The sequence below is a fragment of the Nocardiopsis sp. FIRDI 009 genome, from assembly GCF_003386285.1.
Lineage (GTDB): Bacteria > Actinomycetota > Actinomycetes > Streptosporangiales > Streptosporangiaceae > Nocardiopsis.
In genome coordinates this window covers 305,716-327,572 of record NZ_QPNC01000015.1, presented here as the reverse complement: position 1 = coordinate 327,572, position 21,857 = coordinate 305,716, and the positions used below count along the sequence as shown (strand labels likewise).

Annotated in this window: 19 protein-coding genes; 12 read left to right on the top strand and 7 right to left on the bottom strand. The window is 73.4% G+C overall.

Annotated elements, in window-relative coordinates:
- Positions 1 to 133: 133 nt before the first annotated feature.
- Complete coding sequence (locus DVR05_RS13435) at positions 134 to 3,256, top strand: sacsin N-terminal ATP-binding-like domain-containing protein (RefSeq protein ID WP_116246192.1); 3,123 nt, start codon at positions 134 to 136, stop codon at positions 3,254 to 3,256.
- A gap of 35 nt (positions 3,257 to 3,291) precedes the next feature.
- Here the strand turns inward: DVR05_RS13435 and DVR05_RS13430 are convergent, their stop codons facing one another.
- A complete protein-coding gene (locus tag DVR05_RS13430; RefSeq protein ID WP_116246191.1) occupies positions 3,292 to 4,152 on the bottom strand; it encodes an MOSC domain-containing protein in 861 nt (286 codons plus the stop codon).
- Positions 4,153 to 4,245: 93 nt separating this feature from the next.
- Here DVR05_RS13430 and DVR05_RS13425 point away from each other — a divergent pair, with 93 nt between their 5' ends.
- Positions 4,246 to 4,881, top strand: coding sequence for an SRPBCC family protein (locus DVR05_RS13425; RefSeq protein WP_116246190.1), 636 nt, complete (start codon positions 4,246 to 4,248; stop codon positions 4,879 to 4,881).
- 80 nt (positions 4,882 to 4,961) lie between these two features.
- Positions 4,962 to 5,468 (top strand): macro domain-containing protein, encoded by a 507-nt coding sequence (locus DVR05_RS13420; protein WP_116246189.1) that lies wholly within the window; start codon positions 4,962 to 4,964, stop codon positions 5,466 to 5,468.
- Between the two features lie 86 nt (positions 5,469 to 5,554).
- Here DVR05_RS13420 and DVR05_RS13415 read toward each other — a convergent pair whose 3' ends face one another.
- Together DVR05_RS13415 and DVR05_RS13410 are read right to left on the bottom strand one after the other, a co-directional pair.
- Complete coding sequence (locus tag DVR05_RS13415) at positions 5,555 to 7,060, bottom strand: class I SAM-dependent methyltransferase (RefSeq protein WP_116246188.1); 1,506 nt, start codon at positions 7,058 to 7,060, stop codon at positions 5,555 to 5,557.
- 50 nt (positions 7,061 to 7,110) lie between these two features.
- Positions 7,111 to 7,389 carry a DUF2530 domain-containing protein gene (locus DVR05_RS13410; protein ID WP_116246187.1) on the bottom strand — a complete coding sequence of 93 codons (279 nt, stop codon included), beginning with the start codon at positions 7,387 to 7,389 and terminating at the stop codon, positions 7,111 to 7,113.
- Positions 7,390 to 7,581: 192 nt separating this feature from the next.
- On the opposite strand from DVR05_RS13410, the gene DVR05_RS13405 reads away from it, so the two are divergent.
- The 4 genes from DVR05_RS13405 (at position 7,582) to thpR (ending at position 11,600) form a co-directional block, all read left to right on the top strand.
- Complete coding sequence (locus DVR05_RS13405; RefSeq protein WP_198659162.1) at positions 7,582 to 9,042, top strand: NCS2 family permease; 1,461 nt, start codon at positions 7,582 to 7,584, stop codon at positions 9,040 to 9,042.
- A gap of 155 nt (positions 9,043 to 9,197) precedes the next feature.
- Positions 9,198 to 10,607, top strand: a complete 1,410-nt coding sequence (locus DVR05_RS13400) for an MFS transporter (RefSeq protein WP_116246186.1) — start codon at positions 9,198 to 9,200, stop codon at positions 10,605 to 10,607.
- A 28-nt stretch (positions 10,608 to 10,635) separates the two neighbouring features.
- The gene (locus DVR05_RS13395) at positions 10,636 to 10,941 is read left to right on the top strand and encodes a hypothetical protein (RefSeq protein ID WP_116246185.1); all 306 of its coding nucleotides are present in this window, start codon (positions 10,636 to 10,638) and stop codon (positions 10,939 to 10,941) included.
- 68 nt (positions 10,942 to 11,009) lie between these two features.
- Positions 11,010 to 11,600 (top strand): RNA 2',3'-cyclic phosphodiesterase, encoded by a 591-nt coding sequence (gene thpR, locus DVR05_RS13390; protein ID WP_116246184.1) that lies wholly within the window; start codon positions 11,010 to 11,012, stop codon positions 11,598 to 11,600.
- A 119-nt stretch (positions 11,601 to 11,719) separates the two neighbouring features.
- On the opposite strand, the gene DVR05_RS13385 is transcribed toward thpR, so the two are convergent.
- Positions 11,720 to 12,445: a 3-keto-5-aminohexanoate cleavage protein gene (locus DVR05_RS13385; protein WP_116246183.1), complete on the bottom strand. Its 726-nt coding sequence runs from the start codon at positions 12,443 to 12,445 to the stop codon at positions 11,720 to 11,722.
- 92 nt (positions 12,446 to 12,537) lie between these two features.
- Between DVR05_RS13385 and DVR05_RS13380 the strand changes: the two genes are divergently transcribed.
- Positions 12,538 to 13,611 carry a hypothetical protein gene (locus tag DVR05_RS13380; RefSeq protein ID WP_116246182.1) on the top strand — a complete coding sequence of 358 codons (1,074 nt, stop codon included), beginning with the start codon at positions 12,538 to 12,540 and terminating at the stop codon, positions 13,609 to 13,611.
- Between the two features lie 37 nt (positions 13,612 to 13,648).
- Here DVR05_RS13380 and DVR05_RS13375 read toward each other — a convergent pair whose 3' ends face one another.
- Complete coding sequence (locus tag DVR05_RS13375) at positions 13,649 to 14,257, bottom strand: ABATE domain-containing protein (RefSeq protein ID WP_116246181.1); 609 nt, start codon at positions 14,255 to 14,257, stop codon at positions 13,649 to 13,651.
- A gap of 64 nt (positions 14,258 to 14,321) precedes the next feature.
- Here DVR05_RS13375 and DVR05_RS13370 point away from each other — a divergent pair, with 64 nt between their 5' ends.
- Entirely contained in the window at positions 14,322 to 14,771 is a 450-nt protein-coding gene (locus tag DVR05_RS13370) for a VOC family protein (RefSeq protein WP_116246180.1), read from the top strand.
- 180 nt (positions 14,772 to 14,951) lie between these two features.
- Here DVR05_RS13370 and DVR05_RS13365 read toward each other — a convergent pair whose 3' ends face one another.
- Positions 14,952 to 15,950 (bottom strand): glycerophosphodiester phosphodiesterase family protein, encoded by a 999-nt coding sequence (locus tag DVR05_RS13365; protein ID WP_116246179.1) that lies wholly within the window; start codon positions 15,948 to 15,950, stop codon positions 14,952 to 14,954.
- Between the two features lie 215 nt (positions 15,951 to 16,165).
- A complete protein-coding gene (serC, locus tag DVR05_RS13360; RefSeq protein WP_116246178.1) occupies positions 16,166 to 17,290 on the bottom strand; it encodes a phosphoserine transaminase in 1,125 nt (374 codons plus the stop codon).
- A gap of 181 nt (positions 17,291 to 17,471) precedes the next feature.
- Between serC and pdxH the strand changes: the two genes are divergently transcribed.
- The 3 genes from pdxH (at position 17,472) to DVR05_RS13345 (ending at position 21,737) form a co-directional block, all read left to right on the top strand.
- Complete coding sequence (pdxH, locus tag DVR05_RS13355; protein WP_116246274.1) at positions 17,472 to 18,125, top strand: pyridoxamine 5'-phosphate oxidase; 654 nt, start codon at positions 17,472 to 17,474, stop codon at positions 18,123 to 18,125.
- A gap of 448 nt (positions 18,126 to 18,573) precedes the next feature.
- Complete coding sequence (locus tag DVR05_RS13350) at positions 18,574 to 19,275, top strand: metal-dependent transcriptional regulator (protein ID WP_116246177.1); 702 nt, start codon at positions 18,574 to 18,576, stop codon at positions 19,273 to 19,275.
- Positions 19,276 to 19,427: 152 nt separating this feature from the next.
- Entirely contained in the window at positions 19,428 to 21,737 is a 2,310-nt protein-coding gene (locus DVR05_RS13345; protein ID WP_116246176.1) for a SpoIIE family protein phosphatase, read from the top strand.
- The last annotated feature ends 120 nt before the right edge of the window (positions 21,738 to 21,857 follow it).

Below are 21,857 nucleotides of genomic sequence, written 5' to 3'. Positions count from 1 at the left end.
TGACCGGGCTCGCCCCGTTCGGCGCGTACCGGAGTGTGACTCCCACGGGCATGGCCTAAGGTCGTTCTGCCGTCCGTGTGCGATCCGGGGCGGCACCGCGCCGGTCCGGTCCGCACCGTAGGAGGAACCCACGATGGCCGAGTCGGTGACCGCTGGGGCGGTCGATCCCTTCCACACCGCCGAACTGCGTCGGCGCGTGCTCGCCGCGTGGGCCGACGCGCCCGCCCGGTTCCGCGAGGACGCCAACGCCGAGGAGGACTTCGCACTCGGCGGCTACCGCGACCGCGTCGTGGTCGAGCTGGCCCAGAACGCCGCCGACGCCGCCCGGCGCGCCGACGTGCCCGGCCGCCTGGCCCTCACCCTGGAGGGCGACCGGTTCACCGCCGCCAACACCGGCGCCCCCCTGACCGCCGCGGGCGTGGAGTCCCTGTCCACCCTGCGCGCCTCCACCAAGCGCGGTGAGCAGGGCTCCGCGGGCCGCTTCGGCGTCGGGTTCTCCGCGGTCGCCGCGATCAGCGACGAGGTCACCGTCTCCTCCGGCGGCTCCGCCGTGGCCTTCAGCGCCGGGCGGGCCGGGAAGGCCGTCGCCGAACTGCTCTCCGCGGGCACGGCGCACGAGGACCTGGCCGACGAGGTGGAGCGCCGCTCCGGACACGTGCCGATGCTGCGCCTGCCCTTCCCCGCGGCCCCGGTCGAGGCGGAGGGCTACGACACCGTCGTCACCCTCGCCCTGCGCGACGCGGCCGCCCGCGAACGCGTGCGCGCCCTCCTGGAGGCCACCGGCGAGGCCCTGCTGCTGGCCCTGCCCGGCCTCACGGAGGTCCGCGTGTCCGTCGAGGGCGCCGAACGGCTCCTCATCCGCGACGACACCGACCCGGCGGGGCCGGTCACCACCCTGAGCGACGCCGACGGGACCCGGAGCACGCGCTGGCGGGTCCTGACCCGCTCGGGCACCTTCGCCCCCTCCCAGCTGGCCGACCGCCCGGTCGAGGAGAGGGGTCGCACGGAATGGGCGCTGACCTGGGCGGTGCCGGTGGACACGGACGGGGTCGTGGCGACCCTGCCCACCGACGTCGAACCGGTCGTGCACGCGCCCACGCCCACCGACACCGAACTCGATCTGCCCGCCGTCCTCATCGGCACCTTCCCCCTCAGCACCGACCGCCGGACGGTCCAGCCCGGCGCCGCCACCGACCTGCTGCTCTCCGAGGCCGCCGACGCCTACTGCGCGCTCCTGCGCCGCTTCGACGCCCGTGCCGCGCTCGACCTGGTGCCGGGGACGCGCGTGGGCGGCGGAGCGGTCGACGCCGCCTTCCGCGCCCGCGTCGCCGGACCGCTCCAGAACACCCCGTTCCTGGCCACCGCCTCCGGGACCCCCGTGGCGCCGCGCGACGCCGCGCTGCTCGACACCGGCGGCTCCGGTGGCGCGGGCGAGCTGGTCGCGGCCCTGACCGAACTCGCCCCGAACCTGCTCCCCGGCACGTGGAACCCGCGCCACCCCGCGCTGACCGCCCTGCGGGTGCGCCGGATCGGACTCGCCGACCTCGCGGACCTGCTCGGCGGCATCGACCGGTCGCCCGGCTGGTGGGCGGAGCTGTACACCGCGCTGGAGATCGCGGGCAGCGGAGGGGCCGACCTCGACGAACTGGGCGCCCTGCCGGTCCCGCTCGCCGACGGCCGCCTCGTGCGCGGTCCGCGTTCCCTGCTGCTGCCCACGGAGGACTGGGCGCGGGTCGCCGACGCGCACGGCGAGCGGCTCGACCCCGCCGCCCTGTCCGCCCTGGGCGTGCGGGTGGTCCACCCGGACGCCGTACGGCCGCTGCTGCGCCGCCTGGGCGCGGTGGACGCCAACCCCGCCGCCGTCCTGGCCGACCCGCGCACCGAGGCCGCCGTCCGCGACTCGCTGGAGGCCGAGGACCCCGAGCCCGTGGCCGAGGCCGTCCTCGACCTGGTGGCCGCCTCCGGGATGACCGTCGCCGACGCCCCCTGGCTGGCCGACCTGGCGCTGCGCGACGACGAGGACGGGTACTCCGTGGCCGCCGAGCTGCTCGTGCCGGGCGCGCCCCTGGCCGACCTCCTCGTGGCCGACGCGCCGTTCGGGACCGTGCACGAGGACGTCGTCGAACGGCACGGCACCGAGGTCCTGCGCGCCGTCGGCGCCCTCTGGGAGCTGACCGTGGTCCGGGCCGGGGAGGTCGCGCTCGGCGAGGACGTGGCGTCGGCCTTCGACGGGGCGGCCGGTGACGGCGGACCGGACGGGCTGGAGGACTGGGCGGACGAGGTGCTGGAGCGGGTCGGCGACCCGGACCTGCCGCCGGTCGTGCCGGAACTGGTGTGCGTGGCCGACCTCGACTACGTGGCCGAGGACCGGTGGCCGGAGGCGCTGGCGATGCTCGCGGGCGGTCCGCTCCGCGAGGCGGTCACCTCACCGGCGCGAGTGCTGCTGCCGGACGGACGCGTGGCCGACGTGCCGTCCTACACGGCGTGGTGGCTGCGCACGCGTGCCCTCCTGGACGGACGAGCCCCGGTCGAGCTGCGCACGGAGGACGCGGAGGCGGTGCTGGTCGGGTTGTACGACGAGGTGCCCGCCGACGTCGACCTGGAGTTCGCCCACGCCCTGGGCGTGCGCACGACCCTCGCCGAGCTGGTCGCCGACCCGGAGGGACCGGACGACCTGCTGTCCCGGTTGGCCGATCCGGCGCGGCACGTGGACCGGGCGGCGCTGCGGCGGGTGTGGACCGCGCTCGCGGCGGTGGACGCGGACCTGGTCACGCCGCCGAGCCGGGTGCGCGCGGTGCGCGGCGGGTCGATCGTCGTGGCCGACGCCGAGGACGCGGTGGTCGTGGACTCGCCGGACCTGCTGCCGCTGCTCGAGGACCGTCCGCTCGTGCTGGCGCCCGCCGACACGGCCGAGGCGCTGGCGGACGTGCTCGACCTGGACCTGGCCAGTGAGACCGTCGAGGGCGAGGTGGGCGCGGGCGGGGAGCTCCGCCAGGTCCCCGGCGAGGCCGAGCTGTTCCTCGACCCCGACGGCGAGCCGGACCGCGCCTACCTGCACCACCAGACGCTCACCGTGGACGGCGTGGAGGTGGAGTGGTACGTGGGCGACGGGTCGGCGCACGCGGCCACCAGCGACGGGCTGGCCCGGGCGCTGTGCTGGCGCGCCGGTCAGTGGGACCGCCGACACCTGGTGGCGGCGGCGCTGCGCGACCCGTCCGCCGCCGCGACCCTGCTCGCCGAGGCCGACCTGGACTGAGGCCCGCCCGGGAGCGCCGCTCCGGGGGCCGCGGGTCAGGCCAGGGCCGCGGCGAGGCGCTCGCCCAGCCCCTCCTCCCGGTCACCCCACGCGGTGACGTCGACCTCGTCGCCGACGGACAGCGTCCCGGGCCGGGTGACCGCGAACTTGGCGCCGAACGCCACACCGCCGCTGTCCGCGCGGCGGTAGCCCGCGAGGGCGCGCAGCGGCTCGGGGCCGTTCTTCTCCCCCCGGTCCTGGGCCACGGTGGTGACCGCGCAGCGGATGCACACCTTGGCGTACCCGAGCTCGGCGGCGCCCAGGCGCACGGCGCGGACCCGGTCCTCGGTGTGCGGCTCCGCCCAACCGGAGACGACGACGTTGGGGCGGAAGCGGTTCATCGGAACGGCCTCGCCGCCCGCGCCGGTGATCCGCTCGTTGAGCAGGTCCAGGGAGGCCAGGGACGTCATGAGCACGGCGGTGCTGTCGGCGAACCCGCTGGTTCCGGGGGTCAGCCCGCCGGTCTCGCGGACGTGGTCGCGGGGGACGCGCACCAGTCGGCTGGCCGAGCCGAGCGCCTCCGACAGCCACGCGGCCGCCTCGTCGCCCTGGTCGACGCCGACGAACGGCTTCCTGTGCAGTGCCACGTCGACGCGCGGCCCCTCGGGGTCGACCTTGAGGTCGAGGGGTTCGAGGCCGTCCCGGCGCAGGCTCAGCCGGGCGCCGTCGGCGTCGAGGTCCGCGCGCACGAGCGCCATGCGCGGGTCGACGCGCTGGCTGCGGAAGGTGCCCTCCGGGTCGACGACCATGAACGTCCGATCGTGGGCGATCCCGGCCGGGGTCATCTCCGCGCTGGTCACGGAGGTCCCCGCGCACCCCTTGACGGGATAGCGGACGAGTTCGGTGATGCGTGCCATGAGCCGAAGGTACCGCGTGGCCGACGGAGTGAGAACGGCGGGACACGGGCACACCGACCAGCGACGCGACGGTCGCGGCGGGAGGGGCACACGATGGACGTCGAGGCGCAGATCGGCTCGGTCGGTCGGACGGTGAGCACACGGGAGGTCGAGGGGGGACGGGAGGGCACGGTGGTCGTGACCCGGAGCTTCGAGGCGACCCCCGAGGACCTGTGGGACGCCTGCACCAACGCCGAGCGGCTGCCGCGCTGGTTCCTTCCGGTCTCGGGCGACCTGCGCGAGGGCGGCTCCTACCGGCTGGAGGGGAACGCGCACGGTCGTGTCCTGGCCTGCGACCCGCCGCGCTCCTTCCGCGCCAGCTGGGAGTTCGGCGGGGAGTACAGCGAGATCGCGGTGCGGCTGATCCCGGTGTCGGACACCCGCACCCGGATCGAGCTGTCCCACTCGGCGCGGCTCACCGAGCACTGGACCGAGTACGGGCCGGGAGCCGTCGGGATCGGGTGGGACCTGGGCGTCCTCGGCCTCACCCTGCACCTGGAACGGGGCGGTCAGGAGCCCCCGGAGACCGCGGAGTGGGCGCGGTCGGCCGAGGCGCGCAGGTTCACCGAGCTCAGCGGGCGCGCCTGGGGCGAGGCGCACATCGCCTCGGGGATGGACGCGGCGACGGCGAAGGCGGCCGCGAACCGGACGGTCGCCGCCTACACGGGTGAGGGGGAGTCCGGGTTCTGACCCGGTGACGCCGACCCCTGTTCGGCGCGGCGCCGCGGAGGCGCGGGCCGGTGTCGGCGCCGCACCGTAGGGTGCCCGGTATGCCCCGACTGTCCGAACCCTGCCCGCCGCACGGACTGAGCGTCGTCCGGGGCGACGCCACCAGCCCCCACGCGCCGGGGCCCAAGATCATCGCCCACGTGTGCAACGACCGCGGCGGCTGGGGCAAGGGGTTCGTCCTCGCGCTGTCCCGGCGCTGGCCGGAGCCGGAACGCGACTACCGGGCCTGGTACCGCGCGCGTGCGGGCAACGACTTCGGGCTGGGCGCCGTGCGGCTCGTGCGGGTCCGCCCCGACACGTGGGTGGCCAACATGGTCGCCCAGCACGGGACGCGGCGGGGGAGGGGAGGCGGGCCGCCCATACGCTACGAGGCGGTCGCCGCCTGCCTGCGCGCGCTGGCCGCGCACGCCGACGAACTCGGGGCCACCGTGCACATGCCGCGCATCGGCTGCGGGCTGGCCGGGGGCAGGTGGGAGCGGATCCAGCCCCTCGTCGAGGCGGAGCTCCTCGCCCGCGGGGTCCGGGTCACCGTCTACGACACCGACTAGCCCGAACCGGGGCCTGCCGGCGGAACGTCCGCCCCGGGGGCGTCGTTCGGGCGCCGCCGGGGTCCTCGTGGGCGGGGCCGCGCCGCCTACCGGGCCACCCGGAAGAAACCCTCCGAGATGAGCGTGCGCAGCGCGTCGGGCGTGCGCTCCCGCACGACCTCCGGGTCCTCCCCGATCAGTTCGGCGATCACGTCCAGCAGCGGTCCGACCGGCATGGTGCCGTCGCACACCCCGGCCAGGGCCGCCTCGACCGTGCCGATGCGCGCGACCCGGCGCAGTCCGTCGCGCTGGCGCAGGACGATCTTCTCCGGGTCCGGCGCGCCCGGACGCCCCACGCGCTCCTCCACCACCCCGGGCGCGAGCGCCACGTGCGCGGACAGCAGGGCCGCGTCGGTGAGCCGCAGCGCGGTCATCGCGCCGTCCACGACGTCCGGCAGGTACGGGCCGACGGGCTGCTCGATCTCGTGCCGCAACTCCTCGACCCGGACGGTGGCGTCCTGGGCGGCGTCGTTGCGCAGGCTGATCCAGCCGAACCCGATCCCCTTGATGCCCTCGCGCTCGAAGTAGTCCAGCCAGGCGTCGTACCGGCGCGTGTACTCGGGGGTGCCGTGCTCGCAGGAGTCGCGCAGCCACAGCTCCACGTACTCCGCGGGGTCCTGCACGTCGCGCTGGACCACCCAGCCCGAACAGCCGGTGCCGGTCACCCAGCCGCCGACCCGGTCCTCCCAGTCGTCGCCGTCGGAGTGCACCCAGTTGGCGAGGAGCTGGCACCAGCCGCCGTCAGTCAGGTGCGCGGGCGCCTGGCGGACCAGTTCGGCGCAGACCGTGTCGCCGGGCAGGTCCGACTCCCGGTAGGTGTACCGCGCCGACTCGGGCGTGATGACGAACGGGGGGTTGGACACGATGAGGTCGAAGCGCTCGTCCGCGACCGGTTCGAACATCGACCCCTGCGCCAGCCGGGCCCCGCCGACGCCCGACAGCGCCAGGCTGATCCCCGCCAGCCGCACGGCACGCGGGTTGAGGTCGGTGGCGACCACCTCGCGGGCACGGGCGGCCAGGTGCAGCGCCTGCACCCCGCACCCGGTGCCCAGGTCCAGCGCGCGCTCGACCGGGCCGTCCACGATGAGCTGGGACAGCGTGGCCGACGCGCCCCCGGCGCCCACCACGTGGTCGGGACGCGGGACGGCGCCCCTGCCCGGGCGGACCTTGGGGTCGGAGACCACGAACCCGGGCCGCCCCTCCTCCAGCTCCCACGGGCCCAGGTGGACCAGGGCGCGGACGACGGGGCCGTCCGCGCCCTCGGCGTCGCGGTCGACGGTGACGAGTCCGGCCTCGGCGAGTTCGTCGACGGGGAGGATGGCGCGCGCGGCCCGTTCCGGGATGGGCGCCTGGAGCCACCACAGCCGCAGCAGCAGTCCGAGCCGTTCGTCCCCGCCGGTGGCGCGCAGGGCGGGCACCAGTTCCTCACGGGCCAGGGCCCGTGCGGCGGCGTCGCCGAGCCGATCACGGACGCCGGACACCGTGTAGTCGGCGTCGATGAGGATGCCGCGGAGTCGGTCGGCGAGTGCGCGAGGGAATTCTGTCTCAGACACCCGCCCATTATCGGTCAGGCACATGGGTGCCGCTGCTGGTCGGCGGGCGGTCAGGAGGGGGTGGAACCGTCGTCGGGGGCGGCGGAGGCGGCGCGTTCGGCGGCCTCGGCGCGCTTGCGGAACAGGCGCGGGATGTAGAGGAAGCCGAACACGCCCAGGACGATCCCGGTCACGCAGACGCCGATCCACCAGCGTTCGGTGTTCGGCAGATCGTCGCCCATGGAGATCAGCACGACGAGGGCGACCGTCCACGCCGCGGTGCCGATGGCGGCGGGGACGCGGTAGTCGCTCTCGTGGACTTCGGGGTCGGGCTGGCGAGGTTTGCGCACGTGCCCAGGCTATCCGTTGGCGGCCGACGCGCCCTGGGGTGTGTTCGGTCACACCGGGGCGGCCGGTCATCCGACCATATGGTGATTTCTATGAAACATGCGTGTCATCAGTGACCTGTGTTGTACGAACATGCAACTAATCTGGCTCAGAATCCTTGTTGTCCCGTAACGCGACCAGGTCAGGCTGACGACGTGAGCACACCGAACACATCCCCCAATGTGTCCAAGGCCCCCTCAGGGCCCGTGGACCGCTTCTTCCATGTCACCGAGCGCGGATCGAACATCGCGACCGAGATCCGCGGCGGTCTGGCGACGTTCTTCGCCATGGCCTACATCGTCGTCCTCAACCCGCTGATCATCGGCACCGCCGAGGACGTCAACGGCGAGACCCTGGGCATCCCCCAGGTCGCGGCCGTCACCGCCCTGATCGCCGCGATCTCCTGCATCCTCATGGGCGTGGTCAGCCGCTATCCGTTCGCCATCGCGGCGGGCATGGGGCTCAACGCGGTCGTCGCCTACGGCCTCGCCCCGCTGATGCCGTGGTCCGACGTCTTCCTGCTGATCATCATCGAGGGCCTCGTGCTGCTCGTCCTGGTGGTCACCGGGTTCCGCACCGCGGTCTTCGCCGCCATCCCGCCGGGGATCAAGACCGCGATCGCGGTCGGCGTGGGCCTGTTCCTGGCCTTCATCGGCCTGGTCAACGCCGGGTTCGTGCAGGCCGGTGAGGGCACCCCGGTCCAGCTCGGCGACGGCGGCCTGAACGGCTGGCCGATCGTGGTCTTCGTGCTCGGCCTGCTGGTGAGCATCGCGCTGTACGTGCGCAGGGTGAAGGGCGCGCTGCTCATCGGCATCGTCCTGGCGACCGTCGTCGCGATCGTCGTGGAGACCGCCTTCGGCTCCGGGGACGCCGAGAACGGCCTCGGCTGGAGCCTGACGGTCCCGAGCCTGCCCACGGGTGTCGGCGACGTCGCCGCCCTGCCCGACCTCAGCCTCGTCGGCCTGTTCGCCGACGGCGGGTTCAACGTCCTGGGGCGGTGGAGCGACATCGGCTTCGCCACGGTCCTGATGCTGCTCTTCACCCTGCTGCTGGCCGACTTCTTCGACACCATGGGCACCATGGTCGGCGTCGCCTACGAGGGCGGGCTGGTCGACGAGGACGGCAACATGCCGAACACCCGCGAGGTGCTGGTCGCCGACTCCTTCGGCACCGTCCTCGGCGGTCTCGGCTCGGCCTCGGTGAACACGGTCTACGCCGAGTCGGCGGCGGGCGTCGGTGAGGGCGCCCGTACGGGCATCGCGCCGCTCGTCACCGGCGGCATGATGCTGCTGGCCACCTTCTTCACCCCGCTCGTCACCCTGGTGCCGTTCGAGGCGGCCACCCCGGTCCTGGTGCTGGTCGGCTTCATGATGATGACCCAGGTGGTCAACATCGACTTCCGGGACCCGGCACTGGGCATCGGGGCGTTCCTGGCGATCATCATGATGCCGTTCACCTACTCCATCGCCAACGGCATCGGGTTCGGTCTGCTCGCCTACGCGTTCGTCCGCCTGGTGCAGGGCAAGGCCAACCAGGTGCACCCGCTGCTGTGGGTGATCTCGGTGATCTTCCTGATCCACTTCGCGGAGGCCCCGATCTACGCGCTGCTCGGCTGACCCGCCCCCGCCCTCTCCCGGGGGCGGGAATGCGCGCGGTCGTGGACGGCGTTGACCTCACTGATGAGTCAACGCCGTTTACCATTGCGCAGCCTCCTCCCGCCCCCGACCGCCACGGCCCCGCACCACGAGCCCGCCAGGGCGGTGAGGGGCTGATGTCGCGTCTGGTGATGTTCCGGTCCCTGGCCGTCCGCAACTACCGCCTCTACGCGCTCGGCCAGCTCATGTCCAACCCCGGGACGTGGATGCAGCGCATCGCCCAGGACTGGCTGGTCCTCCAGCTCAGCGGCGGCAGCGGTATCGCGCTGGGCATGACCACCGCCCTCCAGTTCCTGCCGATGCTCCTGTTCGGGCTGTGGGGCGGCGCGCTGGTGGACCGCTTCGACAAGCGGCGGACGCTCATCCTCACGCAGGGCTCCATGGGCGTGCTGGCCCTCGCGCTGGGCGTCCTCGCCACGGCCGGGGCCGCCCAGGTGTGGCACGTGTACCTGTTCGCCTTCGCGCTGGGGCTCATCACCGTCCTGGACAACCCGGGGCGCCAGGCGTTCGTCCCGGAGATGGTCGACCGGGAGCGCCTCAGCAACGCCATCGCGCTCAACAGCGCCAGCTTCCAGCTCGGCCGGGTCACCGGACCGGCCGTCGCGGGCCTGCTCATCGCGTGGATCGGCAGCGGGCCGGTGTTCATGATCAACGGCGTGTCGTTCGGCTTCACGATCGTCGCGCTGCTGATGATCCGCACCGGCGAACTCCACCGGACCGACCCGGTGCCGGGCGGCAAGGGACGGATCCGTGAGGGCCTGCGGTACGTCAGCGGCAGGCGCGACCTCGTGCTGCTGCTCGTCCTGGCCGCGTGCGTGCAGTTCTTCGGCGCGAACGGGCAGAACCAGATCGCGCTGATGGTGAACAACGTGTTCGAGACGGGCGCCGCCGCCTTCGGCGTGGCCGCCGCCGCGCTGGCGGTCGGGGCGCTCATCGGCGCGCTGCTCGCCGCCCGCCGCGAGCGGCCGAGGCTGAGCCTGGTGCTGCTGGGCTCCCTGGGGTTCGGAGTGTCCCAGGTGGTCGCGGCCGTGATGCCGGGCTACGTGTCGTTCGTGGTGGTGCTCGTTCCGATGGGCGTCGTCTTCATGACCTACGTGACCACCCTGAACGCGACGTTCCAGCTCAGCGTCGATCCGCGGATGCGCGGTCGGGTGATGAGCATGTTCATGCTGGTGTTCATGGGGGTGGCTCCGCTCGGTGCGCCCGTTGTCGGCCTGATCGCCGACGCGTTCGGCCCGCGCGCCAGCCTGACCGTCGGCGGCGTGGTGACGATCGTGGTCGTCACCACCCTGGGCGCGCTCCTGGCGCGGGTCAGGGGCGTCCGGCCGCGGGATCTGGTGCCCGGCGGGCGCGGGCGCCGGGAGGCGCCGCGCTCCGGGGAGGGGGACCCGGCCGGGTCGGAGCCCGGTGGCGCGGACGACCCGGAGGAGGAGAGACCAGGGGCCGCTTCCGGGAACGCGCCGGAGGCGCCGGAGAAGGCCAGGGGCGGAGACGACGGGTCCCGGCAGGTCCCCTCGCCCCGCTGAGCCGCCGACGGTCTGATGGGATACGCGTATGGATTCTGAGGAGAACCGGTCACCGCTGGCCGACCTCCGGGGCGCCACATGGGACCCCCGGCAGGAGGTCGAATACGACATCCTGACGGACCTGATCAGGGACGCGATCGGTGCCCTCACGGCCATGGCCCACCGGGAGCGGGAGGCGGCCGACCCCCGGGACGACGTCATCGCCCGGATCGACGAGCGGAAGACGAGGCTGGTGCGGAGCCTGCGGGACCTGCGCGTCTTTGACGCGGACGGGGCCGAGGCCGACCGGCTGAGGGCGGAGTGCCTGGAGCTCATCAGGGGCTCGGAGGGGTAGCGGCCGGAGGCGCCCGCGAAGAACCCGGCTTCGGGGGAAGCGGGGCCCGGCCGGGGAAGGACGGGGATATGAGACTCTTCCTCGCGCTCAACCCTCCGGAGGCGGCCCTGGACGCCCTGGGCGAGGCGGTCGAGCGCGGCCGGTCGCACGCGCCCCGGCTGCGCTGGACCGCGCGTGACGGATGGCACATCACCCTGGTCTTCCTGGGTGAGGTGGAGGAGGACCGGCTCCCCGACCTCACCGAGGCGATCGGGGCGCGGGCCCGGGAGCACCGCCCGCTCCCCCTCGCCATCGAGGGCTGGGGACGGTTCCCGCCCAGGGGCAGGCGTGCGTCCGTGCTGTGGGCGGGCGTCACCGGCGACACCGACGCCCTGGACGCCCTCGCCCGGGACATGCGCCGCGCCGTCCGCTCGGTGCGGATCCCGGTCGAGCGCCGACCCTACGTGCCGCATGTCACGGTCGCCCGGAGCCGCCCCCCGAGCGACCTCACCGAGGCCGTCGAGGCCCTCGGCACCCTGCGGGAGAACGGCTGGTGGGCGCGGAACGTCCACCTCGTCGAGAGCCGTCCGGGATCGGCCGACCGCTACCGAACCGTCCGCAGGTGGGCGTTAGGCTGGGAAACCGATTCCGACCGAGGACCGGAGCTGGACACGCCATGAGCATGCTCACCAACAACCGCAAGCAGCGCTGGCTGCTGCCCGTGGTGCTCGGTTCGATCATGCTCATCGTCGTCCTCGGCGCGCTCCTCGGCTGATCCCGGCCGGACGCCCCGCGGCCCTCACGCGGTCGCCGAGACCAGCCCCACCGCGTGCGCCACCAGCGCCGCGTTGTCGTGCGCCTCCGCGCCGTCCGGCAGTCGCATGGTGTCCTCCAGCCCGATCCGCACGTCGTAACCGAGGGAGGCGGCGGCCTCCAGCATCGGCCACGCGGTCGCGTCCGCGCCGTGCAGCATGCGCGGCCGGTCCACCCGGGCCCGGTCCAGGAGCGAGATCACCGCGTCCGCGTTCGCGCGCGCCTCCGCCACCGTGACCTGGGTCGGTTCGACCAGGACCGCCGACACCGGGATCTTCGTGGCGACCAGGATGCGCGCCGCCTCCACCGTCCACACCCCGGCCTCCACCGCGACCCTGCGGTCGTCCAACAGGTGCACCAGGTCGACCGACCCCGCCTCGTGCAGGTTCACCGTCACCGAGTCGGGCAGCGCGGACGACGCCCACCTCTGCACCAGGTCGTACCGGCGCCAGGGGTCGGACTCGGCGGACAGCGAGGTGGTCAGCGACACGGGAACGTCCGGCCCCTCGGCGCGCAGCCGCTCCATCAGCGGGGCGACCACCTGCGGTTCGAGCGACTCGGCGCCCCGCGCGTCACGCGGGTGCACGTGGACGCCGGTCGCACCCGCCTCGACCACGGCGTGCGCGTCCGCCACGAGCTGGTCCACGGACACGGGCAGGGCCGGATGCGCGCCGGGACGGCGGTCTCCGTTGAGACAGGCGACGATCCTCATGGGGCCTCCTTAACGGCGCTCCGTATGCGACATGTGCCCGTTCCCCCACGGGCGCAAGCACCGCGCCCCGCGGCCCTGGCAGGATGGCGACCATGACTCGACCGCTCGCACTCGCCGTGGCCGCGCTCCTCGCCGCGGCCCCGGCCGCACCGGCCGCCGCCGCGACGACCGAACCGGACGACGGCGGTCCCGGTGGACTGGACTACCCGCGCGGAGGGGAGGGGCCGGAGGGGTCGGAGGTCGCGTTCACCCTCCAGGACCCGCGGATCACGGAGTCGAGCGGGATCGCCCCGTCCCGGCTGCACGAGGGCGTGTGGTGGACCCACAACGACAGCGGGCCCATCGAACCCGAGGTGTACGCGGTCGACGACAGCGGTGCGACCCTCGCGACGATCACCCTCGCCGTGCGACTGCGCGACTGGGAGGCGATCACGGTCACCGAGGGCGCGGACGGGACCCCGTGGGTGCTCGTCGGCGACATCGGGGACAACTTCGGCGGGGGCTGGCCGGACGTCAGCGTCTACCGGTTCCCCGAGCCCGGGACGCTCGCCGACGCCACCGTCGAACCCGAGGAGATCACCCTCTCCTACGCCGACGGCGGGCGCGACGCGGAGTCGATGATGGTCGACCCCCGCGACGGCCGTCTCTACGTGGTGTCCAAGGAGTTCGCCGCGGGCGTGTACGCCGCGCCCGAGGAGCTGGACCCGGCGGGGGAGAACACCCTGGAGCGGATCGACTCGGCCCCGCTGTACCCCACCGACGCGGCCTTCTCCCCGGACGGCGAGCGGTACGTGATCCGCACCTACTGGAGCGCGTACGTCTACGACGCCGCCGACGGTGTGCCGGGCGCCTCCCTGGGGTCGTTCGAGCTCCCGGAGTCGACGCAGGGCGAGTCGATCGCCTTCACCCCAGACGGCACCGCGCTCATGGCCGGGACGGAGGGGGTCGGCGCCCCCGTGTGGCGGGTGCCGCTGCCCGACCGCTACCTGTCCGGTGAGCCGGACCGGCCGGATGGGCCGAGCGGGGCGGACGCGGAGCCGACGGAGACGGAGAGCGCCGCCGACACCGACTCGGACCGGACCGGTGCGGCGCCGTTCATCCTGGGCGGTGTGGGCGTGGCCGCACTGCTCATCGGCGGGATCGTCCTCCTGGCCCGCCGGGGGTAGGGGGCCGGTTCCGGCGGACCGGGTGCGGGGCGGGTCCTCACCCCGGTTCCGGTCTGCGCCTTCGGTCCCGCAGCGCGCGGACCTTCTCGCGGTTGCCGCAGCGCTCCATCGCGCACCACCGCCGCCGCCCGGGCCGGGAGGTGTCGACGAAGAGCAGTGGGCAGTCGTGCGCGCCGCACTCGCGGACGCGGTCGGCGAAGCGGCCGGTGAACAGCTCGACGGCGTCCCGGGCGACGGTCGACAGCGCCTGCGGGGCGTCGGCGGGCCAGGCCCAGGACGCGGTCCCGTCGGGGGTCATCTCCGGTGCCAGCGGCGGCTTCGCCGCGAACCGGTTGACCTCGGCCACGTCCTGCCCGGGCAGTGCCTTCCCGTGGGCCGCCGCGCGGGTCACCCGCAGGACCGCGTCCCGCAGGCGGCGCGCGTCGGCCACGTCGCCCTCCCCCACCCGCACGTGTGACGGGTCCAGGCGCAGGCGGCACGCCGCCAGCCAGGCGCGCAGGTCGTCGGGGGCGTGCAGCGCCTCCCAGCGCGCCAGCTCCCCGGGGCCGCCCGTGGTCAGCAGTTCCAGGCACAGCGCCCCCGGATCGAACAGGTAGCTCGCCCCGTCCGGGGGGTGCATCGGCATGCCCGTTGCGCTCGCGTTCATGTAACCAGTATAACTGGAATCACGGGGGGCGCCCGGCCCTCCGACGACCCGAAGGAGACCTCCGATGGCCGTGGACGTCCAGCTCGTCGTGGACTGCGCCGAACCGCTCGCGCTCTCCCGGTTCTGGGCCGCGGCCCTGGAGTACGAGGTCGAGGACAACGACGCGCTCATCGGCCGCCTGGTGGCGGCGGGCATGGTCGGGGAGGACGACTACACCGTCGTGGACGGGCGCAGGGCGTTCGTCACCCTCGCCGCGATCCGCCACCCGGACGACCCCGTGCACGGGGACACCGGTATCGGCCTGGGCCGACGCCTCCTCTTCCAGCGCGTCCCCGAGGGCAAGACGACGAAGAACCGCCTCCACCTCGACCTGCGGGTCGGACCCGAACGGCGGGCGGAGACGGTCGAGCGCCTGGAGGAACTCGGCGCCACCGCGGTGCGCGAGATCGAGGAGCCCGGCGTCTCGCTCGTGGCGATGCTCGACCCCGAGGGCAACGAGTTCGACGTCCAGTGAGTGTTTGTTTTGGGCCTCCGCTTCGCTTCGGCCCGGGTTCGGGCGCCCTCAAGGCAGGGATGCCTCATCCTCGGCCACGCCTATCGCTCGTTCCTCGCTACGCGGCTTGCCTCGTCTTGCAGCACCCTGCCGGCACCCGAACGGTAACCCCCTGGGGTGACCGCTCCAGAAGGCAGAGCCCTATCCCTCCGGGGTGAGGAAGTGCTCGCGGACGAGGAAGGCGTGCCGGGAGAAGTCGGTGAACACCCCGTCCACCCCGGCCTCGAAGAAGGCCTCGTACTCCGCGGCGAAGCCCCCGTAGTCGCCCGGTTCGCCGTCCGAGCGCAGCTGCTCGGGCAGGAAGTGGTTCTCACTGCGGAACGTGTACGGGTGCACCAGGAGCCCGGCCTCGTGCGCGTTCGCCACCAGGTCGGTGGGCTCGCCCAGCCCGCCGTCCTCGGTGGTCGGGATCACCAGGCTCTTGTCCGGGCCGATCGCGTGTGCGAAGGAGGCGACCTCCGCCAGGCCGTCCGGGGTGGTGTAGTGCAGCCAGTGCTCCTCGGTGCCCATGAGGTAGACGAGGGGCAGCTCCGTCTCGGCGAGCTTGCGCAGGCTCTCCGCCTCGAAGGACTGGAGGAACACCGGGACCCTCGGCTCCGGCCCGGTCAGCCCCGCCTCACGCAGGGTCGCGATCAGCGTCGGCTCCAGCTCCAGCCCCTGGGACACGTGGTAGGCGGGGTGCTTGGTCTCCGGGTAGATCCCGATCGGGCGCCCCAGCTCCCCGGTGAGCGCGAACGCCAGCTCGATGACCTCGTCCAGGGTCGGGATCTCGTAGGACCCGTCCATCATCGCGTTCATCCCGCGCACGTCCTGGAGCCGCTCCACCGCGCGCAGGGTCTTGATCTCGGCCAGGGTGAAGTCCTGGGCGAAGAACCCCTCCACCTCGTGCCCGTCGATCGTCCGCCGCGTGCGGCGGTCGGCGAACTCCGGGCGCTCGGCCACGTCCGTGGTATGGCCGATCTCCTGCTCGTGGCGGCAGATCAGCTTCCCGTCCTTGGTGGCGACCAGGTCCATCTCGATGAAGTCGCCCCCGTGCCGGGCCCCCAGCTCGTAGGAGGCCAGGGTGTGCTCCGGGCGGTGGCCCGACGCCCCCCGGTGCGAGATGATCTTGATCGGGAGTTCCTTCTTGTTCCTGCGCACAGCCGAACCGTCCTGGGAAGCGGAGTAGACGACAGAGTCCTGGGGGATCACGACCGCCCCGCGAGAGGGGCCGGAGGGTCCATTCTCCCCGAGGCCGAGCCCCGCTCCGACCGCGCCCGACGCGCGCCCCGGCCGCGACGGACCCCGGACACGGCGCGGGGCCGACCGGTCGGCGGTCGGCCCCGTGTGACGGGCGGCGCTGTCCGGGCCGTGGCTCAGGACAGGCGCGAGAGCACGTGGTCCACGCACTCGGTGAGCTTGTGCACGTCGCTCGGCTCGACCGCCGGGAACATGGCGATCCGCAGCTGGTTGCGGCCGAGCTTGCGGTACGGCTCGGTGTCCACGACGCCGTTGGCGCGCAGGACCCTGGCGATCGCGGCGGCGTCGACGTCGTCGCTGAAGTCGATCGTGCCGACCACCTGCGACCGCTGGGCCGGGTCGGTGACGAAGGGCGAGGCCACCGGGGACTTCTCCGCCCAGTTGTACAGGATCGACGACGACTCGGCCGTGCGCGCGACCGTCCACTCCAGGCCGCCCTGGGCGTTCATCCACTCCAGCTGCTCGGCGAGCAGCAGCAGCGTGGCCACGGCCGGGGTGTTGTAGGTCTGGTCCTTGCGGGAGTTGGCCACCGCCGTGGTCAGCGAGAAGAACTCCGGGATGTACCGGCCGCTCGCCGCGATCTCCTCCACGCGTGCCAGCGCCTTGGGCGACATGACCGCGATCCACAGGCCGCCGTCGGACGCGAAGCTCTTCTGCGGCGCGAAGTAGTACACGTCCGTCTCGGAGATGTCGACCGGCAGGCCCCCGGCACCGCTGGTGGCGTCCACGAGCACGAGCGCGTCCTCGTCGGCACCCGCCACCCGGCGGATCGGGGCGGCCACACCGGTGGAGGTCTCGTTGTGGGTGAGCGCGTACACGTCCACACCGGCCTCCGCGACGGCCTCGCCGTGGCTGCCCGGGTCGGTGCTGATGACGGTGGGCTCCTCCAGCCACGGAGCGCCCTTGGCGACCTTCGCGAACTTGCTGGAGAACTCGCCGAACGCCAGGTGCTGCGACTTGGCGCGCAGCAGGCCGTGGGCGGCGATGTCCCAGAAGGCGGTCGTGCCGCCGTTGCCGAGCACGACCTCGTACCCCTCGGGGAGGGAGAAGAGCTCGCTCACACCCGAGCGCACCCGGGACACCAGGGACTTCACCGGCTTCTGGCGGTGGGAGGTGCCCATGTAGCGGGTTCCGGAGGAGGCCAGCGCCTCCAGCTGCTCCGGGCGGACTTTGGACGGGCCGCTGCCGAAACGGCCGTCGGAGGGCAGCAGGTTCGCGGGAATCTGAATGTCGTCGGTCACGGCTCCCAGCGTAGTGGTGGCGCCCCCGACACCGCCGGTCAGGGCGTGGATTGGCGGTGTGAACATTCGTGACGGGGGCGCGGGGGATCACACGCGTCCGGCGCGCCTCCCGGGCCGCGGACGCCGCTCCGGGGCGGGGCGGGGTGGCGCGGGCGGCACACGACGCGAGAGGATGCCCCACGTGGACCACCGAAACCCCGCCGAACTGCGGAAACCGTACATGGGCGATCCCCTGCGCCGCGCCGCCCTGGCCGACCATCCCATGACGCAGTTCCACCTGTGGTTCGAGGAGGCCTACGCCTCCGACCTCGCCGAGCCCAACGCCATGGTGCTCGCCTCGGTCGAGACCACGGGGATGCCGCGTGCCCGCACCGTCCTGATGAAGGGCTACGACCGCCGCGGACTGCGCTTCTTCACCAACTACACCTCCCGCAAGGGCCAGGCCCTGGACGCCGACCCGCGCGCCAGCGTGGTCTTCCCCTGGCACGCCATCCGCCGCCAGGTCCTCATCGCCGGACGGGTCACCCGCCTGTCGGACGCCGAGAACGACCGCTACTTCGCCTCCCGCCCGCGCGGGTCGCAGATCGGCGCGTGGGCGAGCGAACGGCAGTCCCAGCCGGTGGCCGGCCGGGACGAACTGGACCGCCTCTACCGGGAGTTCGACCACGTGTGGGCCGAGGACGAGCCGATCCCCCGCCCCGCCTACTGGGGCGGCTACCGGCTCGTCCCGGAGGAGGTGGAGTTCTGGCAGGGCGGCGCCGACCGCATGCACGACCGCTTCGTCTACACCCCCGACGGCAGCGGGGGCTGGCGGATCGAGCGGCTCGCCCCCTGAGCGGCCGGGACCCGTCCGGCGGCTCCGCGCCCTCCCCGCTCCCCGTGTCCCCCACCGTTCCGGGCGCTCCGAGGGCGCTTCGTACGTCCGTTCGGTATATCGTGGGCCGGGCCGGGGCCGCGCGCGAGCCCCAGGACACCACGACCCCACGCGCGGGGGGACCCGTACCCCGGATCGGCGGGGTCCGCCGCGTCGGGGGCGGGCCACCGCGTACCGGATCCCGACCGGATCCGGGTCCGCACGGTGTGTCCGCATCGTGAGACCTCGTCGAAAACCGGGTCGGTGCCGTCGCGATATGCTTGCGGTATCGGTGGTCGCTCCCGCGGTCCTGCGGACGTCCCGGTCCCCACTCGGCCTCTGGGAATCACGTACCCCCGGCCTGTGTTGTGAGAGACCTGCCGTGCCCGCCGTGACCGCGCGACGGGCACAGAGCCTTGGGAGGGGAGACTTGACCGCACACGGGCTGATCGACACCACGGAGATGTACCTCCGGACGGTCTTCGAGCTCGAGGAGGAGGGGATCGTCCCGCTTCGGGCCCGCATCGCCGAACGCCTGCACCAGAGCGGCCCCACCGTGAGCCAGACCGTGGCCCGCATGGAGCGCGACGGTCTGCTGCGCGTCGAGAACGACCGTCACCTGGTCATGACGGCGGAGGGCCGCCGCCTGGCCACCCACGTCATGCGCAAGCACCGCCTGGCCGAGCGCCTGCTCGTCGACGTCATCGGCCTGCCCTGGGAGGACGTCCACATCGAGGCCTGCCGCTGGGAGCACGTCATCTCCGAGGCGGTGGAGGAGCGGCTCGTCACCCTCCTCAACGCCCCCTCGGTGTGCCCGCACGGCAACCCCATCCCCGGCCTGGACGAGCTGGGCCTGGAGGACTACGCGCCGGAGCCGTTCACCGACGACTCGATCGTCCCCATGATCGACGTCGCGGGCCACGACGACACCACCGTCACCGTCCGGCGCATCAGCGAGCAGTTGCAGTCCGACGCCGACGTCATGCTCACCCTCCGCCGATCCGGGGTACAACCCGATCAGGACGTGGTCCTGCGAGCCGCGGACGGCGGGGTTCTCGTCACGGGCGGGGAGGCCGGATCCGCCGAACTTCCGGCGGATGTCGCCGGGCACATCTTCGTCGCCAAACCGTGAACCGTTCGTATACCTGGATTGGTGGCACATCGGGATTGTCTCAATGCGCTGCGGGAACGTTGACGGTGTTGCTACGCTCGGCCCAAGGTGCGGTCGTTCGGGGTACCGGGAGCGGGCATGTGCGCAGCTCATGACGGCGAGGTGGCGGCTAGATGACACGGTGGGGTGAGCCCTTCCGGGAGAGCGACGCGCTCGCCACGGCCGCCGTGGTGGACCAGGCGCAGATCGCCATCGTCGTCATCGACCGATTCAGCCTGCTCAGGTACTGGAACCCCTTCGCCCGCGAACTCTTCGGCTTCGTCGACGGCCGTGACTACGTCGGGCTCTCCCTGCTCGACATCGGGATCCACGAGTCCGACCGCGAACACGCCTCCCAACTGGCCCGCCGTGTCCTGCGCGGCGAGCCGTGGGAGGGCACCTTCGCCGTGCTCAAGGGCGACGCCAACTGGATCCACGTGCGCGCCCAGGCCGTCCCGCTGCGCAACGACGAGGGCGAGATCGACGGCATCACCCTGATCGCCCGCGAGGCCCTGCGCAGCGGCCGGGTGGAGGAGCAGTACGGCCTGCTGGAGCGGATCGGCAGCCGCCTGGCCAGCTCCCTGGAGTTCGACTCCACGGTCAGGGGCGTGGCGGGCATCCTCGTCCCGCAGTTCGCCGACCACTGCTTCATCGACCTGTACGACCACGACCGCCTGGTCCGGCAGGTCTCGGTGCACGCCGAGGGCTGGTCCCCGCCCGAGCGCACGTGGTACGAGGTCGGCGACGAGGTCCACTACCCCGAACGCCACTTCGTCACCCAGGCCCTGCGCCGCCTGGAGACCGTGGTCACCAGCGACCACCTGCTGGAGAACTCGCCCAACGACCGGGCCAACCTCGTCTCCCGCCAGGTCGGCGTCACCTCCGCGATCGCCGCCCCGCTGCGGGCGCGCGGCGAGGTGCTCGGCGTGCTCACCCTCGCCCTGTCCGGGCTCTCGCCCCGGCAGAAGAGCACCTACGGCGGCTTCGACCGCGACCTGGTCGGCGCGATCGCCTCGCGCGTGGCCCTGGCCATCGACAACGCCCGGCTGTTCGAGGAGGAGCGCAGCACCGCGCTGGCCTTCCAGAACAGCCTGCTGCCGAGCAGCTTCCCGCAGCTCGACGGCCTCACCGTCGCGCACCGCTACCTGCCGGCCGGACCGCTCCAGGCGCACGGCTACGGCGTGCAGACCCAGGTCGGCGGCGACTTCTACGACGCCATCCCGCTGTCCGCCGGACGCGTGGGCCTGGTCATCGGCGACGTGGAGGGGCGCGGCCCGCACGCGGCGGCCGTCATGGGCCAGCTCCGCGCCGCCCTGCGCGCCTTCGCCCAGGCCGACCGCGAACCCGCCGACATCCTCCGCGAGCTCGACGAGTGGGTCCGCCAGCTCGGCCAGCCCGACGGCGACGGCGGCACCTGGATCCCCAGCGTGAGCTGCCTCTACATGGTCTACGACGCCTGGTCGCGTGAGCTGTCCTACGCCAACGCCGGGCACGCCTCGCCCCTGCTGGTCACCTCCGAGGCGGTCGAGACCCTCGACCTGGAGGTCACCGACCGCATGCTGGGCGTCCGCGCGCGCGGCGGGGCCGGGGAGGACATCGTCTACCACCAGGCCAACCTGCGGCTCCCGATCGGCGCCACCCTGGTCCTGTACACCGACGGCCTGGTGGACCGGCGCCCGGCGGGCGGTCGGCCCGACCCGGAGGGGGCCCTCCTCCGCCTGGCCGAACGCGTCACCGAGGTCGCCGACAAGGACGTCGAGCAGATCGCCGAGGCGGCCGTGCACAGCGTGCCCGGTGAGATGGACGACGACACCGCGCTCCTGGTCGTGCGCACCCACTCCGACGAACTCGCGCTGCGCGAGGGGTGGTTCCGGTCCGAGGCCTCCACCGTGGGCGAGGCGCGCCACCTGGCCGCCAACACGTTCAAGGAGTGGGGGATGGACCGCGACCAGGCGGAGCTGGCGTGTCTGCTGGTCTCGGAGATCGTCACCAACGTCGTCATCCACGCCACCCCGCACCCGGTGCACCGCGAGTTCACGGGCAACGGGGTCATGGACTCCGAGACCCCCTTCGACACCGGCGGCATCACCGACGAGTTCGACGAGGACTGGACCGACCTGTTGGAGGAGGCCGCCTCCACCGACGAGTCGGGCGAGGACCCGGAGGAGAAGGAGTTCCTGCTCCGCCTGCGCCGCGGCGCGTCCACCGTGTGGGTGGAGGTCTTCGACCACGACCTGAGGCTGCCCCGCATCCGCAGCGCCGCCGCGGACGACGAGGGCGGCCGGGGGCTCTACCTCGTCGAGCAGCTCGCCACGCGCTGGGGTTCGCGGCCCACCCCGGACGGCAAGGCGGTGTGGTTCGAGATGCCGATGCACGGCGAGGACGCCGACGGGTGCGCGGACGGGGAACGGGCGCAGGACGCCTCGGCGGAGGAGTCGGCCTGATCCCGGCCGGTGGGGAGGGGCCGGACCCGAACCCGCCGCGAACACCGGGGGAAATCTCCTCAGCACCCCTTGTCGCGCGGGAACGCGCTGACTAGTTTGCGCACCGACGCGTGCCCCCCC